At 63.3% G+C, this 16,603-nt stretch carries 15 protein-coding genes; 9 read left to right on the top strand and 6 right to left on the bottom strand.

The window, feature by feature from the left end; all coding sequences use genetic code 11:
• Positions 1 to 160: 160 nt before the first annotated feature.
• Positions 161 to 2,851: an aconitate hydratase AcnA gene (gene acnA / locus OCK01_RS17890; protein WP_263825089.1), complete on the top strand. Its 2,691-nt coding sequence runs from the start codon at positions 161 to 163 to the stop codon at positions 2,849 to 2,851.
• A gap of 52 nt (positions 2,852 to 2,903) precedes the next feature.
• On the opposite strand, the gene OCK01_RS17895 is transcribed toward acnA, so the two are convergent.
• Together OCK01_RS17895 and OCK01_RS17900 are read right to left on the bottom strand one after the other, a co-directional pair.
• On the bottom strand, positions 2,904 to 4,025 hold the full coding sequence (locus tag OCK01_RS17895; RefSeq protein WP_263825090.1) for a DNA alkylation repair protein: 1,122 nt from the start codon (positions 4,023 to 4,025) through the stop codon (positions 2,904 to 2,906).
• Positions 4,026 to 4,031: 6 nt separating this feature from the next.
• Complete coding sequence (locus OCK01_RS17900; RefSeq protein ID WP_263825091.1) at positions 4,032 to 4,346, bottom strand: antibiotic biosynthesis monooxygenase family protein; 315 nt, start codon at positions 4,344 to 4,346, stop codon at positions 4,032 to 4,034.
• Between the two features lie 67 nt (positions 4,347 to 4,413).
• On the opposite strand from OCK01_RS17900, the gene OCK01_RS17905 reads away from it, so the two are divergent.
• Together OCK01_RS17905 and OCK01_RS17910 are read left to right on the top strand one after the other, a co-directional pair.
• Entirely contained in the window at positions 4,414 to 5,148 is a 735-nt protein-coding gene (locus OCK01_RS17905; protein WP_263825092.1) for a helix-turn-helix transcriptional regulator, read from the top strand.
• A gap of 89 nt (positions 5,149 to 5,237) precedes the next feature.
• Positions 5,238 to 5,876 carry a LysE family translocator gene (locus tag OCK01_RS17910; RefSeq protein ID WP_263825093.1) on the top strand — a complete coding sequence of 213 codons (639 nt, stop codon included), beginning with the start codon at positions 5,238 to 5,240 and terminating at the stop codon, positions 5,874 to 5,876.
• Between the two features lie 45 nt (positions 5,877 to 5,921).
• Here the strand turns inward: OCK01_RS17910 and OCK01_RS17915 are convergent, their stop codons facing one another.
• The 3 genes from OCK01_RS17915 to OCK01_RS17925 all read right to left on the bottom strand — a co-directional run bounded on the left by OCK01_RS17915 (position 5,922) and on the right by OCK01_RS17925 (position 8,554).
• Positions 5,922 to 6,584, bottom strand: coding sequence for an OmpA family protein (locus OCK01_RS17915; protein WP_263825094.1), 663 nt, complete (start codon positions 6,582 to 6,584; stop codon positions 5,922 to 5,924).
• A gap of 123 nt (positions 6,585 to 6,707) precedes the next feature.
• A complete protein-coding gene (gene ispG / locus OCK01_RS17920; RefSeq protein ID WP_263825095.1) occupies positions 6,708 to 7,961 on the bottom strand; it encodes a flavodoxin-dependent (E)-4-hydroxy-3-methylbut-2-enyl-diphosphate synthase in 1,254 nt (417 codons plus the stop codon).
• Between the two features lie 74 nt (positions 7,962 to 8,035).
• The gene (locus OCK01_RS17925) at positions 8,036 to 8,554 is read right to left on the bottom strand and encodes an L-2-amino-thiazoline-4-carboxylic acid hydrolase (protein WP_263825096.1); all 519 of its coding nucleotides are present in this window, start codon (positions 8,552 to 8,554) and stop codon (positions 8,036 to 8,038) included.
• A gap of 133 nt (positions 8,555 to 8,687) precedes the next feature.
• Here OCK01_RS17925 and OCK01_RS17930 point away from each other — a divergent pair, with 133 nt between their 5' ends.
• Positions 8,688 to 9,680 (top strand): MDR family oxidoreductase, encoded by a 993-nt coding sequence (locus OCK01_RS17930; protein WP_263825097.1) that lies wholly within the window; start codon positions 8,688 to 8,690, stop codon positions 9,678 to 9,680.
• Between the two features lie 50 nt (positions 9,681 to 9,730).
• Here the strand turns inward: OCK01_RS17930 and OCK01_RS17935 are convergent, their stop codons facing one another.
• The gene (locus OCK01_RS17935; RefSeq protein WP_263825098.1) at positions 9,731 to 10,294 is read right to left on the bottom strand and encodes an Lrp/AsnC family transcriptional regulator; all 564 of its coding nucleotides are present in this window, start codon (positions 10,292 to 10,294) and stop codon (positions 9,731 to 9,733) included.
• Positions 10,295 to 10,457: 163 nt separating this feature from the next.
• Here OCK01_RS17935 and OCK01_RS17940 point away from each other — a divergent pair, with 163 nt between their 5' ends.
• The 5 genes from OCK01_RS17940 (at position 10,458) to OCK01_RS17960 (ending at position 16,552) form a co-directional block, all read left to right on the top strand.
• On the top strand, positions 10,458 to 11,201 hold the full coding sequence (locus tag OCK01_RS17940; RefSeq protein ID WP_263825099.1) for a DUF1223 domain-containing protein: 744 nt from the start codon (positions 10,458 to 10,460) through the stop codon (positions 11,199 to 11,201).
• Positions 11,202 to 11,326: 125 nt separating this feature from the next.
• Positions 11,327 to 11,713, top strand: a complete 387-nt coding sequence (locus OCK01_RS17945) for a DUF2794 domain-containing protein (protein WP_182828118.1) — start codon at positions 11,327 to 11,329, stop codon at positions 11,711 to 11,713.
• A 55-nt stretch (positions 11,714 to 11,768) separates the two neighbouring features.
• Positions 11,769 to 12,413 carry a thiamine diphosphokinase gene (locus OCK01_RS17950; RefSeq protein WP_210275449.1) on the top strand — a complete coding sequence of 215 codons (645 nt, stop codon included), beginning with the start codon at positions 11,769 to 11,771 and terminating at the stop codon, positions 12,411 to 12,413.
• A gap of 3 nt (positions 12,414 to 12,416) precedes the next feature.
• Positions 12,417 to 14,246, top strand: coding sequence for an ABC-F family ATP-binding cassette domain-containing protein (locus tag OCK01_RS17955; RefSeq protein ID WP_263825100.1), 1,830 nt, complete (start codon positions 12,417 to 12,419; stop codon positions 14,244 to 14,246).
• 95 nt (positions 14,247 to 14,341) lie between these two features.
• Positions 14,342 to 16,552: a primosomal protein N' gene (locus OCK01_RS17960; protein WP_263825101.1), complete on the top strand. Its 2,211-nt coding sequence runs from the start codon at positions 14,342 to 14,344 to the stop codon at positions 16,550 to 16,552.
• Positions 16,553 to 16,603: the final 51 nt, after the last annotated feature.

Consider the following 16,603-nt stretch of genomic DNA (forward strand, 5'->3'; position numbering starts at 1 on the left):
GCCAGCAGCCGGCGTGAAGGTCATCCTTGCGCCGAACCAAGAGTTGAAAAACAATTCTTCGTGCGGACAGCGGAAATGGTTGCACCCGCATCCCATCATGCGCTTTCGGGCGCCGGGCGTTCGCACGTCAGTTCAGCTGAACAGACGAGACGGGTTTTCCATGTCGCATTCCCTCGATAGTTTCAATTGCCGCTCTACGCTGACCGTGAACGGCAAGGACTATGTCTACTACAGCCTGCCGAAGGCCGAAGCCAACGGCCTGGCCGGCGTTTCCAAGCTGCCCTATTCGATGAAGGTCCTTCTCGAGAACCTGCTCCGCAACGAAGACGACCGTTCGGTCACCAAGGCCGATATTCAGGCGGTCGCCGCCTGGCTCGTCAACAAGGGCTTGAGCGAATATGAGATCGCCTATCGCCCGGCCCGCGTGCTGATGCAGGACTTCACCGGCGTTCCCGCCGTGGTCGACCTCGCGGCGATGCGCGACGGCATCAAGGCGCTCGGCGGCGATCCCGAAAAGATCAATCCGCTGGTGCCCGTCGATCTGGTCATCGACCACTCCGTCATCGTCGACGAATTCGGCACGCCGCAGGCGTTCAATCGCAATGTCGAGCTCGAATATGAGCGCAACGGCGAGCGCTACCGCTTCCTGAAATGGGGCCAGCAGGCGTTCAAGAATTTCCGCGTCGTTCCTCCGGGCACCGGCATCTGTCACCAGGTCAATCTGGAATATCTCGGCCAGACGGTCTGGACCAAGGATGAAGACGGCGAGACGGTCGCCTATCCCGACACCTGCGTCGGCACCGATTCGCACACCACGATGATCAACGGTCTCGGCGTGCTCGGCTGGGGCGTGGGCGGCATCGAAGCCGAAGCCGCCATGCTCGGCCAGCCGGTGTCCATGCTGCTGCCCGAGGTCATCGGTTTCAAGCTCACCGGTAAGGTCAAGGAAGGCGTCACCGCCACCGACCTCGTGCTGACGGTCGTGCAGATGCTGCGCAAGAAGGGCGTCGTGTCCAAGTTCGTCGAATTCTTCGGCCCGGGCCTGGATTCGATGTCGCTCGCCGACCGCGCCACCATCGGCAATATGGGTCCGGAATATGGCGCGACCTGCGGCTTCTTCCCGGTCGACGGCGAAACCATCAACTACCTCACCATGTCGGGCCGCACCACGGACCGGATTGCTCTCGTCGAAGCCTATTCCAAGGCGCAAGGCATGTGGCGTGACGGCGACGGCGCCGATCTCGTCTTCACCGACACGCTCGAACTCGATCTCGGCGATGTCGTGCCCTCGATGGCCGGCCCCAAGCGTCCGGAAGGCCGTCTGGCCCTCGAAACCATCGCGCCGAACTTCGCTGCCGCGCTCGAAGGCGATTACAAGAAGCCGGGACAGCTGACCAACCGTTACGCGGTCGAAGGCGAGGATTTCGATCTAGGCCATGGCGATGTGGCGATCGCCGCCATCACCTCCTGCACCAACACCTCCAACCCGAGCGTTCTGATCGCCGCCGGCCTTCTGGCCCGCAATGCGGTCGCCAAGGGCCTGAAGTCGGCGCCCTGGGTCAAGACGTCGCTGGCGCCCGGATCGCAAGTGGTCGGCGAATATCTCGCCAAGTCCGGCCTGCAAGACTCGCTCGACAAGCTCGGCTTCAATCTGGTCGGCTTCGGCTGCACCACCTGCATCGGCAATTCCGGCCCGCTGCCGGCGCCGATCTCCAAGACCATCAACGAGAAGGGCCTGATCACCGCCGGCGTTCTCTCGGGCAACCGCAATTTCGAAGGCCGCATCTCGCCCGACGTGCAGGCCAACTATCTGGCCTCGCCGCCGCTGGTTGTCGCCTATGCGCTGGCCGGTTCGGTGCAGAAGGACCTCACCAAGGAGCCGCTCGGCCATGACCCGGACGGCAACCCGGTCTTCCTCAAGGACATCTGGCCGACGTCGAAGGAAATCCAGGAATTCATCCTGAAATACGTGACCCGCGAGCTCTACGAAAGCAAATATGCCGACGTGTTCAAGGGCGACGCCAACTGGCAGGCCGTGCAGGTTCCGGATGGCCAGACCTATGCCTGGGACGACAACTCCACCTATGTGCAGAACCCGCCCTATTTCGTGGGCATGCAGAAGCAGGCTGGCGGCGTGACCGACATCAAGGGCGCGCGCGTACTCGGCCTGTTCGGCGACAAGATCACCACCGACCATATTTCTCCGGCCGGTTCGATCAAGGCCGCGTCTCCCGCCGGCGCCTACCTGCTCGGCCATGGCGTCTCGGTGGCCGACTTCAACCAGTACGGCACGCGTCGCGGAAATCATGAAGTGATGATGCGCGGCACCTTCGCCAATATCCGCATTCGCAACCACATGCTGGGCGCGAACGGCAAGGAAGGCGGGTTCACCATCCACTACCCGTCCAAGGAAGAGATGTCGATCTACGACGCCGCCATGAAGTATAAGGAAGAGGGCGTGCCGCTCGTCATCTTCGCCGGCGTCGAATATGGCAACGGCTCCTCGCGCGACTGGGCGGCGAAGGGCACGAACCTGCTCGGCGTCCGCGCCGTGATCGCCCAGTCTTTCGAGCGCATCCATCGCTCCAACCTGGTCGGCATGGGCATCGTTCCCTTCGTGTTCGAGGATGGCCAGAACTGGCAGACGCTCGGCCTCAAGGGCGATGAAGTGGTGACGATCGAAGGCCTCGCCGACATCAAGCCGCGCGACAAGACGGTGGCCAAGGTCACCTATGGCGACGGCGCGGTGAAGGAAATCCCGATCATCTGCCGCATCGATACGCTCGACGAGATCGACTACTACCACAATGGCGGCATCCTGCAGACGGTGCTGCGCGACCTCGCCGCCTGATCAGGCAGCCTGGACCGACATCGAGCCGCCGGGAGAAATCCCGGCGGTTTTTTCATGGGGTGAGATCGAACAGGGCGGGATCCTGATCGACGCCATTGATCCTCAGGCAGATCGAATGTTCGCCGGCGTAATATCGTCTGGTGGTGATCGGGCGAAAAGCGTGGCTGCGGCGGAAGAGCCTGCATTCGCTGGGCGCCAGCGTCATCGAGCCGCCCTTGAACACCTTGGGCGCCGTATCGCCCCGCGCCTTGCGGAAGTGGATGACGTAGTCGACCGTCAGCATCTGAGGCTGATCCGCCAATGACGTAATCCCGGCTTCGAAGACCAGCACGCCGGGCATGACGACGCCGGATGCGGAGAGCCGAAGCAAGCTGGCGGACACCGCCGGCGCATTGCGGCCGAAGATCTCCAACGCTCCGGGATCGCCCTTCTTGATCAACGTCCGCAGCCCATGCTTGAGCAGAGACAGACGCTCAGGGGGCGCATCCTTCGCCCAGTTCCGCCCCAGATCGACCGTCAGGCGCGGGTGATCCTTGGAGATGTCGTTGAGATGATTGGCGACGGAGCGGCGAACATAGTCCGACGGGTCGTCGCGCAGCCGGGCCAAGAGCGGCAAAATCGGCGCCGGGTCCGCCATCAGCGCCGGCAGTTGCATCGCCCAGGGCAGGCGCGGGCGAGACCCCTCCGACACCAGCCGCCGGACATGCGGGTTGGGATCGTCGACCCAGTCTTCCATGATCGCGAGACCGCGCGCGAGATCATGCCTGAGGCAATAGCGGATGCCGAATTCGCTGGTGAGGCGTTTGGTCATGTCGCGCATCAGCGCCATCGCGCCATCGAAATCGTCGAGACCATGTTGGCCGACCAGCAGGGTCAGCGGCATGATCGCCCAACCACGCAAACCATCTGCGTCCGAAGCCCTGTCGCTGTCCCCGCCTTCATCGGGATGCAGCATGGCGCGGAGCATGGGAAAGCGGAGCGTCGGGTTCTTCGGCAGGCGTTCATGCAGGGCGTCGGCAAGCAGTTGCGCCCGCGCTTTCAGTTCGAGGTCGGGCAGCCGCGCCATCACGGCTTCGATGAAAGGATCCGCTTCGATGTCCGGCGCGGCGCGCTGCAGATGAAACGCGGTCCAAGCCACGAGTTCGCGCGAGAATAGGTTCTTGAGCGGTTCCATGGGGGCTCACTGTTTCCGATAGACGGCGAGAGGCTCAAAGTGGCGCATTTCAGCGCCCTGAACATCCATCAACGCAAAATATTCTGCGCAATCGGGCGACGTCTCCGCCGTCTTCATCATCGCCGCCGCGTCCTCCTTGCTGCGCCAGTGGATGAGATCGAGGTAGACGCCTTCCGCCCCACGCAACAATTCCCGGCTCAGAAAGCCGGGCGCGGCATTCAGGAACTCACGCTGAAAGCGGTCGGACGCAGCCACGAAAATTGTCTCCTCGATCTCCGGCTTCAGGCGGAAGCTGGCCATCTCGATATTTATCGTCGTCATCAAAGGTCTCCTCTGTCGATGAGGATGATCTATGGATTAATACGCCATTTTATGTCATGTTTCTTCGATGCGCGCCACCGACCGCTCCCGTTTTGAAAGGCTCGACGCCACCGCAGCCCGGCTCAAGGACGACGCTGGGCTGACGGCGAAAGACCTGGCGGAGCAATTGGGCGTCAGCCTCAGGACGGTCAGCCGGGATCTTGCTTTGTTGCGCGACCGCGGCGTGCCGGTTGAGGCCGATAGGGGCCGCGGCGGCGGGGTGCGCCTGCCGCGTAATTGGGGCGTGGGAAAGTTGAGCCTCACCTATCGCGAAGCGGTGGAGTTGCTGGTCTGCCTCGCCATCGCCGAGCAATTGCCGTCGCCCTGGCTGATCGCCAATCTGGCCGCCGTCAGGCGCAAGCTGGTGGCGTCTTTCGCGCCGTCGCTCAAGGACAAGATCGCCGGTTTGAGAAGCCGCATCCTGATCGGCGGCTCTGCTTCGGCCGCCGTCGTCGAAAGCTTCTCCCCGCTCGGGGCGGAAATCACCGAAGCCCTGCTGACGGGTTTTCTGGAACAGAAGCGCGTGCGCCTTTCCTATCGCGATGTCGAGGGGCGGCTGACAGGGCGCGAGATCGAGCCGCAATGGCTGCTGCTGAATGCGCCTGTCTGGTATGTCATGGGATGGGACTACAAGCGGGAGGCGGTGCGCAGCTTTCGGTGCGACCGCATCCTCGAAGCGCATTTGAGCGAAACCCCTTTCACCCTCCGCCCGGCGCGAGACTTCGACGAGGCGATCGCAGACATCCGCGCCATCCGTCCATGATCCATCATTTTCAGTGATGCCGGCTTCAGCAAATGTCGCTTTCGCCCGTCACGGGTTCGGGTATGGTCGGCCGAAAAGGATCTTCTTCCATGTCGATCGCTGACACGCTTCCCCATCTCGCCGTCGCCTGGCTGGCCTATTTCATCGCCGTGGTCAGCCCCGGCCCGGCGACGCTTGCCCTGATCTCGACTTCGATGACGCGCGGCCGCGCCGCCGGCATGGCCTTTGCCCTGGGGGTGATGACGGGGTCGCTCACCTGGGCCTGCGCCTCGGCGATCGGGCTGGCGGCCGTCATGGCGAGTTACGCCGAGGCGCTCATCGTGTTGAAGATCGCAGGCGGGCTCTATCTACTCTATCTCGCCTGGAAATCCTTCCGCTCGGCGATGACGTCAGGCGATCTCGCCGAGTCTTCGAAAAACGGCGGAAAGGAAAGCCTGCGCCGCCTCTATCTCAAGGGACTCGGCCTGCATCTCACCAATCCCAAGGCGGTGCTTGCCTGGATCTCGCTGATCTCGCTCGGCCTGCCCATGGGCGCGCCGGCGTCGATGATCGCGCTATACATCGCCGGATGCTTCCTGATCGGTCTGATTTCGCTCAACGGTATGGCGGCGTTGTTTTCGCTGTCGCCGGTGGTGGCGCTCTATCGTAAGGGGCGTCGCGGCATCGATGGCGTCATGGGCGCCTTCTTCGCCTTTGCCGGCGTCAAGCTCTTGACGGCGCGGCTCTGAGAAGAAAAGGCGCGTATTTCGCCGCGCCTTCTCTCATTCAACAGATCAGGCGCCCTTGAGCGGCGAGATCGAAATTTCCACGCGGCGGTTCTGGGCGCGTCCCTCGGGCGAGGCGTTGGACGCGACCGGCCGGCTCGGGCCATAACCCATGGCGGCGATGCGGCGGGTGTCGATACCCTGGCCGCCGAGATAGTTCGCGACGGAGACAGCGCGACGCTCGGAGAGTTCCTGATTGTGCCCGAGGCTGCCGGTCGAATCGGTGTGGCCGGCAATGTCGATCAGCGTCTTGTTGAACTTGCGCAGCACGATCGCCACGGAATTCAGCGTCGGGTAGAATTCCGAGCGCACGGCGTCCTGATCGGTGTCGAAGGTCACGTTCGACGGCATGTTGAGGATGATGCGGTCGCCGGCGCGGGTGATGGAAATGCCGGTGCCCTGCAACTGGGCGCGCAGTTCGGCTTCCTGATTGTCCATGTAATTGCCGACCGCGCCGCCCGCCAGCGCACCGAGGCCCGCGCCGATCAATGCGGCGTTGCGGCGACCCGGGCCGTCATTGCCGACCGCGAGACCGGCGAGCGCGCCGAGGCCTGCCCCGATGGCCGCGCCGCCGGCGGTGTTGGAGATCTTCTTCTCGCCCGTATAGGGATCGGTCGTCGTGCAGGCGGAGAGGTAGGTCGCGCAAAGCGCGATCAAAATGACTTTTTTCATGCCGGACTGTCCTTTCGTGGCGTCGTTGCCGCTCAACCGAACAAATACGGCAAAATCACGGGCAATGCCACGCAAGACCGGAGCATTTCGGCTTGCTGAATATTTGCAAGCATCGGGCGCGGCTTATTCGGCCGCTTCCGTTTTCTGGCCGAAACGCTTTTCGATATAGCCGATCACCAGAGCTTCGAAATCCTCGGCGATCTTGGGACCGCGCAGCGTCAAAGCCTTCTCCCCGTCGATGAACACCGGCGCCGCCGGGTTTTCGCCGGTGCCGGGCAGGGATATGCCGATATCGGCATGCTTGCTCTCGCCGGGACCGTTGACGATGCAGCCCATCACCGCGACGTTGAGCGCCTCGACGCCGGGATATTTCTCGCGCCAGACAGGCATGTTCTTGCGCAGGTCGGTCTCGATCTTCTGGGCGAGTTCCTGGAAGACCGTCGACGTGGTGCGGCCACAGCCGGGACAGGCCGCCACGACCGGCAGGAACTGGCGGAAACCCATGACCTGCAGCAGCTCCTGCGCCACGATCACCTCGCGGGTGCGGTCGCCATTCGGTTCGGGCGTCAGCGACACGCGGATCGTGTCGCCGATGCCGTGTTGCAGCACATAGCCCATGGCGGCGGAGGAGGCGACGATGCCCTTGGAGCCCATGCCGGCTTCGGTGAGGCCGAGATGCAGAGCGTGATCCGAGCGGGCCGCGAGCATCTGATAGCAGGCGATGAGATCCTGCACCTGACTGACCTTGGCGGAAAGAATGATGCGGTTGCGGGCGAGGCCGATCTCCTCGGCCAATTGGGCCGACAGAAGCGCCGATTGCACGATCGCCTCGCGCGTCACCTGGCGGGCTGAAAGCGGAAAGCCGTTTGCCTGGTTCTCGTCCATCAGCCGCGTCAGCAGTTCCTGGTCGAGCGAGCCCCAGTTGACGCCGATGCGCACCGGCTTGTCATAGCGGATCGCCATTTCGACGATATCGGCGAACTGCTTGTCCTTCTTGTCCTTGAAGCCGACATTGCCGGGATTGATGCGGTATTTCGCCAGCGCCTCGGCGCAGGCGGGATGATCGGCCAGCAGCTTGTGGCCGATATAGTGGAAGTCGCCGACCAGCGGCACATCCATGCCGAGCCGCAACAGGCGCTCGCGGATCTTCGGCACCGCGGCTGCGCTCTCGTCGCGATCCACCGTGATGCGGACGATTTCCGAGCCGGCGCGAAACAGCGCCGCAACCTGCGCCACCGTTGAATCGACATCCGCCGTATCCGTATTGGTCATCGACTGCACGACGACGGGGGCCCCGCCGCCGACGATCACGCCGCCGACATCGACGGCGACGGAGGCGCGGCGCGGTTTCGGATCGAAATCGGAAGGGAGCGACATGGCTTTTTCCAGCAAGTGAGGTCGTTGGCAGTCAGGTGGCAAACAGGCGCGCCAATGTCAAGGAAAGCGCTGATTCATGGCGCGGTTTTGGCGGGCGCCGCATCCGGATCGAAACTGTATTGGAAGTCGCAATGGCTGGCCCCTTCCATCACCGTCTGAGTGCGCTTCAGCGTAATGCGTGGATCATAGCCGGTGCAGAATGTGCCGTCGCGGTTGCAGGACAGGAGATGGCCGATTTCGCCGAGACCCATGGCGCGGTAGGTCTCGGCGTAGCGACAGCGATCGACGCGATAGTGGAATTCCGTGTCGGTCGCCTTGGTCACCTCGATCGTCAGCGCGTCGTCCTGGGTCCAGAGGCTCTGCAGATCCTGAAAGGTCCTCAGGCTGGTGCCGCCCGGCGTCTTGGCGGCGAAGGCGGCGCCCGCGGCGATGGCCGCCTTGCGGATGGCCGAATCGAGGATCGCCTTGGCCTTGTCCTCGCCGATCTCCGCCTTCATTTCTTCATAGATCGGCCTGATGATTCCGGCTTCGATGGTGCGGCGGGCGAGAATGCCGATTTCGCCCTGGGTGGCGGGATTGTCCTGATCGCTCATGGCGGCCTCCTGTTTGCCCGAAGATAGTGCGGCGCAGGCAAGAAGAAAACCATGCGGCCGCATCAGACTTTTTGCCAGTTGCCATCCCGCGCGGTTCGGGCGAACACTGCCGCATCAATCAAGGGAGGTTTTCATGTTCAAGGCTCTGGTGGTTCGCAAGGCGGAGGATGGTGCGATTTCGCAGGCGGTCGAAGAGCTTGACGATGCGATGCTTCCCGATGGCGATGTGACGGTGAAGGTCGACTATTCGACGCTAAACTACAAGGATGGCCTCTGCATGCATGGAAAAGGCGGGCTCGTGCGCGCCTTCCCGCATGTGCCGGGCGTCGATTTCGCGGGCGTGGTCGAACAATCCGCCGATCCGCGTTATCGACCGGGCGACCGTGTCATTTTGACCGGCTGGCGGGTCGGCGAGGTCTGGTGGGGTGGTTACGCCTCACGCGCCAAGGTCAAGGCCGACTGGCTGGTCAAACTGCCGGACGCCATCTCCACGCGTCAGGCCATGGCTGTGGGCACAGCTGGGTTGACCTCCATGCTGGCCGTCATCGCGCTGGAAAAAGCGGGGCTCAAACCTGATCAAGGCGAGGTGGTGGTGACCGGCGCGGCCGGCGGCGTCGGGTCGGTTGCGGTCGCGATCCTGGCCAGGCTCGGCTATCGCGTGGCGGCGGTCACCGGCCGCCCCGAGACGGAGGACTATCTGCGCGATCTCGGCGCCGAGACCATCATCCCCCGCGGAGAGCTTGCGGAGCCCACGGCCAAGCCGCTGGAGTCCGAACGATTCGCGGCGGGCATCGATGCAGTGGGCGGGGATATGCTGATGCGGGTGCTGAAGCAGGTCAAATACAACGGCTCCGTGGCGGCCATCGGCCTTGCGGCCGGCGCCGCCGTTCCGTCCTTCACCGTCGTTCCCTTCCTGCTGCGCGGCGTCAATCTGCTCGGGATCGATTCGGTCATGCGGCCGCATGATCAACGCGTCGAGGCATGGTCGCGGCTGGCCGCCGACCTGCCGATGGATAAACTCGAAGCCATGGTCAGCGAACATGGTCTCGCGGAAATGCCGGGGCTCGGCGCTTCCATCCTGAAAGGCGGCGTCAAAGGCCGCATCGTCGTCAATCCGCAACTGTAAAGATAGGCCGCGTCGTCATCGACGGGCCAAGGAGGGAACCCTTGCCGAACTCAGACGGCGAGGGTCGAGACTTCTTTGGCGGACGAGAGAACGATGAGTGTTTCCGTGCGCATCAGGCCTTCGATGGATTTCAGCTCCTGAGCCAGGAAACGTTCGAGCTCCCGGGTGTTCTTCAATCGCACCTTCAGGAGGTAATTCCACGCGCCGGTCACGTGGTGGCATTCGAGGACGGCGCCGCTCTCTGCAACCTTCTTTAGAAACCGCTCTTCCACTTCCGGGTCGTTCCAGCCGACGAAGACGAAGGCCAGGAGATCGAGGCCGACTTTCTCAGGATTGACCGCTGCATGGAAGCCGGAAATAATTTCGTTGCGAATCAGACGCTTGATGCGGTCGTTCACCGTCGAGGGCGCCAGTTTGAGTTCTTGTCCGATCTCCGCGAGCGACAGCCTGTCATTTTTCTGGAGCAGGGCGAGCAGGCTGCGATCCGTTTCGTCCAAAATACTCATGTGCAACCTCCGGATTTTTTTTATAAGAGCGAAACTTTTTAGTCGGAAAAACCCGACGCCGGAAGGGCGTTTTTTTGCCATTCGTGAAAGAAGCGGGTTTTCCTGCAACCTAACAGTTTCATTGCGAAATCGTTCCGCGCAGCCGCAAAAAAAGCCGCTGAGGCGGCCCCCTCCCGCTCAAGCGAATTTGATTTAGCCGTGAGGCTCCTATTCGCTATATGATTGTCCCGCAAGCGACGCCATCAGCGCGTCCGATCGAAAGGCAAATCCATTGCGCAGGCTCGCATTCGTACTTCTCGCCATGGGCGCGTTCGTCCTTGCCGTGTTCGGTCTGCAATGCCGCGCCGGAGAGACCGTGTCTTCGAAACCCGTCGGCGTGGTCGAACTTTTCACATCGCAGGGCTGTTCCTCCTGTCCGAAAGCCGATGCGGCTTTTGCGCGGCTGGCGGATCGCCGCGACATCGTCGCGATCTCCTATCATGTCGATTATTGGAATTATCTGGGCTGGCAGGACACGCTGTCGGCGCGCGAAAACACCGAGCGGCAATATGGCTATAGCAAGAGCTTCGGCGCGAGCAATGTCTTCACGCCGCAGGTTGTGCTGAACGGCGTGCGCACGGCCAAGACGGGAGGGCTTTCTCACGTCATGACCGATCTCGACGCCCTGGCGCGGGGCGGTCAGGCGGTCAGCGTGCCCGTTTCGGCCCGGCTTACCCCAGAAACGATGACCATCGCCATCGGCGCGGGCTCCGGCAAGGCGAATGTGGTGGTAGCCTATTTCAAGCGCAGCACCACGGTCGCGATCGAGAGTGGCGAGAATACCGGAAGAACGCTTCATTACCGCAATGCGGTGACCAAGTTGGAGACGGTCGGCATGTGGGACGGCAAGGCGATGACCTTGAAACTGCCGGCCTCCGTGGGCTCCAAACCCGGCTATGACGGCTGCGCCATTCTGCTCCAGGCGCATGACGCCGATGGCAATCCCGGACGAATCTACGGGGCCGCAGCCCTCTAGCCCGGGGTCGCCATGCGCCAATTGGACTTGCATTTCCGCGCCTTTCAGGCACACTGTCGTCAATCCGTCATGATCACGCGCATCCGACGGAGCTAGACGCAAGGCATTTCGGCGCAAAGGTTTCCATGGCGGATCACACCGAGCAGCAGGGCTCTTCCGAGCGCAACGGTCCCGCGGTCATCGACCTCAAGGATTATCGAGAAGCGCGCGATCCCGCGCCCGTCACCTTCCATCGCCTCGAACTCAACCAGATCCTGCGCATTTATGGACGCATGGTCGGCGAGGGCGAGTGGAGAGATTACGCGATCGACTTCTTTCGCGACAAGGCGGTGTTCTCTATCTACAAGCGTTCCGGGGATGCGCCGCTCTATCAGGTCGAAAAGGTCCCGAAACTCGCCGCCAAGCAAGGAGCGTTCGCGATCGTCAACACGCAGGGCCGCATCCTCAAGCGGGGTCATGAACTGGCCCAGGTGCTGAAATTCTTCGACAAGGTCCAGAAGCTGCGCGACTGAAATTCCTGCCGTCACGCCCTCCCCATGCGGATCGTTTTCGTCTAAAGCGATCGCCATGACCACATTCGCCATCTTGCTCGGCGGTCGTCTCGTCGCGACCACAAGGCTATCCTCGCAACTTCTCGGCGCGCGCTTCATCGCCGCCGATGGCGGGATGGCGCATGCCGAGACGCTTGGAGTGACGCCCGAACTCTGGCTCGGCGATTTCGATTCAGCGTCCGAGACGCTTCTCGCCCGGTTTCCCGAGACGCCGCGGGAGACGCATCCGCCCGACAAATCGCTCACAGACGGCGAGCTGGCCGTCGAGCGGGCGCTTACCCTCGGCGCCCGCCGTCTGATCCTCGTCGGCGCCATGGGCGGGGCGCGCACCGATCACGGCGTCGGCCATCTCCTGCATGCCGTGGCGCTCGCCGAGCGCGGCGTCGAGGTCATGCTGACGTCGGGCGACGAAGAAGGCTATCCGCTGCTGGCGGGCGAGGTCAGTCTCGATCTTCCTTCCGGCAGCCTGTTTTCGATCATGGGATTTTCCGATCTGACTCGCTTGTCGATCGACAACGCGCGGTATCCGCTCGACGATTTTCACCTTCCTTTCGGTTCTTCGCGCACGCTGTCCAATGTCGCGGAAGGACCGATCACCCTGAAGCTCGGCAGCGGCCGGGCCGTGACGCTTGCGCGTCCCTATGACATGACCGGAGTGTGACCCTTGGCCCCGCCCATTCTCAAGCTTGACGACATTCACCTGAGCTTCGGCGGCGCGCCGCTTCTGAACGGCGTCAGCTTCCAGCTCGAACCCGGCGAGCGCGTCTGCCTGGTCGGCCGCAACGGTTCGGGCAAATCGACGCTGCTCAAGATGGCCGCCAGCCTCGTCGAGCCGCAATCGGGCGAGGTGTTTCGCCATCCGGCCTCGACGGTTCGTTATCTGCATCAGGCGCCGGATTTCGAGGGCTACGCCACGATCGAAGCCTATGCCGCCGCAGGTCTGGGCCCTTCCGACGATCCCTATCGCGTCACCTATCTTCTCGAGCATCTCGGTCTCGACGGCGCATCGAGCCCCGCCAATCTCTCGGGCGGCGAAGCCCGTCGCGCCGCGCTCGCCCGAGTCATGGCGCCCGAGCCCGATATTCTCCTGCTCGACGAGCCGACCAACCATCTCGACCTGCCGACCATCGAATGGCTGGAAGGCGAGTTGATGAAGACCAAGAGCGCGTTGATCCTGATCTCCCACGACCGGCGCTTTCTCGAAAAAGTCTCAACCGCCACCATCTGGCTCGATCGCGGCGTCGCCAGGAGACTCGATCGCGGCTTCGGCCATTTCGAAGCCTGGCGCGACAAGGTGCTCGAAGAAGAAGAGATGGAGCAGCACAAGCTCGGCAAGGCGATCGAGCGCGAAGAGCATTGGTTGCGCTATGGCGTGACCGCGCGGCGCAAGCGCAATATGCGCCGGCTCGGCGAATTGCAGGACATGCGCCATCGTCACCGCAGTCACAAAGGCGCGGTCGGCTTGGTGCAGGCGACCGTCTCCGAAGGACGCGAAAGCGGCAAGCTGGTGATCGAGGCCGACAAGATCACCAAGAGCTATGGCGATCGCGCGATCGTCGCGCCGTTTTCGCTGCGCGTGCATCGCGGCGATTGCATCGGTCTCGTTGGCCCCAACGGCGCGGGAAAGACCACGCTGCTCAAGATGCTCACCGGACAGCTGGAGCCGGATTCTGGAACGATCAAGCTCGGCACCAATCTCGATATCGCCACGCTCGACCAGAAACGCGAAGATCTCGACCTCACCGACACGCTCGCCAATTACCTGACCGATGGTCGCGGCGAAAATCTGCTCGTCAACGGCGTCCAGCGGCACGTCACAGGTTATATGAAGGAGTTCCTGTTCCAGCCGGAGCAGGCGCGCACGCCGATCCTCAATCTGTCGGGGGGCGAGCGGGCCAGGCTTATCATGGCGCGCATTCTCGCCCGGCCGTCCAACCTGCTGATCCTCGACGAGCCGACCAACGATCTCGACATCGAAACGCTGGATCTGTTGCAGGAGGTCGTCTCCGGCTATCAGGGCACCGTCATCCTCGTCAGCCACGACCGCGACTTCCTCGACCGCACCGTCACCTCGACGATTGCTCCCGCCGATCCCGAAAACCCTGATGGTCGCTGGATCGAATATGCCGGCGGCTATTCCGACATGCTGACGCAACGCAAGGGCCAGGCCGACGAGCGCCGGAGGGTCGAAAAGGAAAAAGCCGCTCAGGCGAAAGCCGACGCGCCGGCCGCCTCGTCCGACGCCGGCAGGAACAAGGGAAAGCTGTCCTTCAAGCAGAAATTCGCGATCGAGAACCTGCCCAAGCAGATGGCGGCCAAGGAAGCCGAGATCGCCGCCTTCGAGACGAGAATGGCCGATCCCAATCTGTTTGCGCGCGATCCCGACGGCTTCTCCAAGATCGCCGCGCAGCTGGAAAAGGCGCGCGACGAGGTCGCCCGCATGGAAGAAGAGTGGCTGGAGCTCGAAATTCTTCGCGAGGAGCTCGAAGGCTGATGACGGGGCAGAGCTACGCCGGCGAAGCGCGGCGAAACGGATAAATTACGCCGAACCTGTTTTCATTACCGGTCCGGATGTGCCATTTCACGGCTATGGCAAGAGATTCGCTCGACGACCTGTTCGGAGAAAGACCGCAGCCGAAAGTGGCGGCGGTCATGGCGCCTTTGCCGACCCCGAAGCCTTATTCCTATGCGGTGCCCGAGGGCATGCATGTCGAGCCGGGCTCGATCGTGCAGATCCCGCTCGGGCCGCGCCAGGTGTTCGGCGTGGTCTGGGACGGCGAACCATCCGACAAGATCGATCCGAAGAAACTGAAGCCGATCGCCGCCATTTTCGATTGCCCGCCGCTGACGAAAGACATGCGGCAGTTCATCGACTGGGTCGCGAGCTACACGCTGTCGCCGCCGGGGCTGGTGGCGCGAATGGCGTTGCGCGCGCCGGCCGCCTTCGATCCCGAGCCCATGGTGGAAGGGCTTCGGCTCACCGACAGCCGGCCGGAGCGGGTGACCCCTGCGCGCGGTCGCGTGATCGCGCTCGCCGGGGAGGCTCCCGCCTGGACCCGGTCTGGTCTGACGCATGCCGCCGGGGTCTCTTCCTCCGTCATCGACGGCTTGACCAAACAGGGCGTGTTCGAGCCGGTGTTTCTTCCGCCGCCGCCGGTGACGGCCGAGCCGGACGCCGATTACGCCCAGGCCAAGCTGGAGGCCGATCAGCGCGCAGGCGCCGACCAGCTGATCGCCTCGGTGCAGCGGGGCGAATTCAACGTCACGCTCATCGACGGCGTCACCGGATCGGGCAAGACCGAGGTCTATTTCGAGGCGATCGCCGAGGCGATCCGCCAGGGCAAGCAGGCGCTGATCCTGCTGCCGGAAATCGCGCTCACGCCCGCCTTTCTCGAACGTTTCCAGGATCGCTTCGGCGCCAAGCCCGCCGAATGGCATTCGGATCTGCCGCCGCGCATGCGCGAGCGCGTCTGGCGCCAGGCGGCCGAGGGCAGGGTGAAGGTCGTCGCCGGCGCGCGCTCGGCGCTTTTCCTTCCGTTCGAGAATCTCGGCCTGATCATCGTCGATGAAGAGCATGATCCCGCCTACAAACAGGAAGACCGCGTCTTCTATAATGCGCGGGACATGGCGGTGGTGCGCGGCCGCATCGGAGGTTTCCCCGTGGTGCTGGCGTCTGCGACACCCTCGGTCGAAAGCCGGGTCAACGCCGATCAGGGACGGTATGAGAAAGTGCACCTTCCCGGGCGTTTCGGCGGCGCGGCGCTGCCGGATCTTCATCTCGTCGACATGCGTCGCCATCCGCCGGCGCGCGGCGGCTTTCTGTCGCCGATCATGCTGAAGGGCATGGCCAAGACCCTGGAGCGCGGCGAGCAATCGCTGCTCTTCCTCAATCGCCGCGGCTATGCGCCGCTGACGCTCTGCCGGGTCTGCGGCCATCGCTTCCAGTGTCCGAATTGCTCGGCCTGGCTGGTCGAACATCGCTTTCGCGGCGTTCTGCAGTGCCACCATTGTGGCCACAACGAGAAGAGCCCGGACGCCTGCCCGGAATGCGGCGCGCTCGACCATCTCGCGGCCTGCGGCCCCGGCGTCGAGCGCATCGCCGAAGAGGTGGAGAAGAGCTTTCCCGAAAGCCGCATCATCGTGCTCTCGTCGGATATGGCCGGCGGGGTGAAGCGGCTGAGGCTGGAGCTGGAGGCGATCGCCAAGGGCGACGCCGACATCGTCATCGGCACGCAACTGGTCGCCAAAGGCCACAACTTTCCGAAAATGACGCTGGTCGGCATCGTCGACGCCGATCTCGGTCTCGCCAATGGCGATCCGCGCGCCGCCGAGCGGACATTCCAGCTTCTGTCGCAGGTCACCGGGCGCGCCGGCCGCAGCGGGCTTCAGAGCCGGGGCCTGATCCAGACCTATCAGCCCGGCCATCCGGTGATGCAGGCCATCGTGTCGGGCGATTCCGAGGCCTTTTACGAACGCGAGATTCTCGAGCGGGAAAAGGCGCTGATGCCGCCCTTCGGACGGCTCGCCTCGATCATCGTTTCCGCCGACAGCCGCAACGACGCAGAAGCCCATGCCCGAAGCCTCCGGCAGGCCGCTCCGCAGATGTCGGGCTTGAGCGTGCTGGGGCCGGCTGAAGCGCCGCTGGCCCTGGTGCGCGGGCGTCACCGGTTCCGCCTGCTGATCCATGGCCGGCGCGGATCGGACATGCAGGCCTTCGTGCGGGCCATGGTCGAGCAGGGACCGAAGGAGCGCGGCTCCGTGCAGGTGCAACTGGATATCGATCCGCAGAGCTTTCTCTGATCGCCTCTTCATCCAGAGGCGAAAGTCACAGCATTCTCGTTCGGCCCGATT

Origin of the sequence: Rhizobium sp. TRM95796, from assembly GCF_025779995.1 — a bacterium.
In the GTDB taxonomy this organism is placed as follows: Bacteria; Pseudomonadota; Alphaproteobacteria; order Rhizobiales; family Rhizobiaceae; genus Rhizobium_E.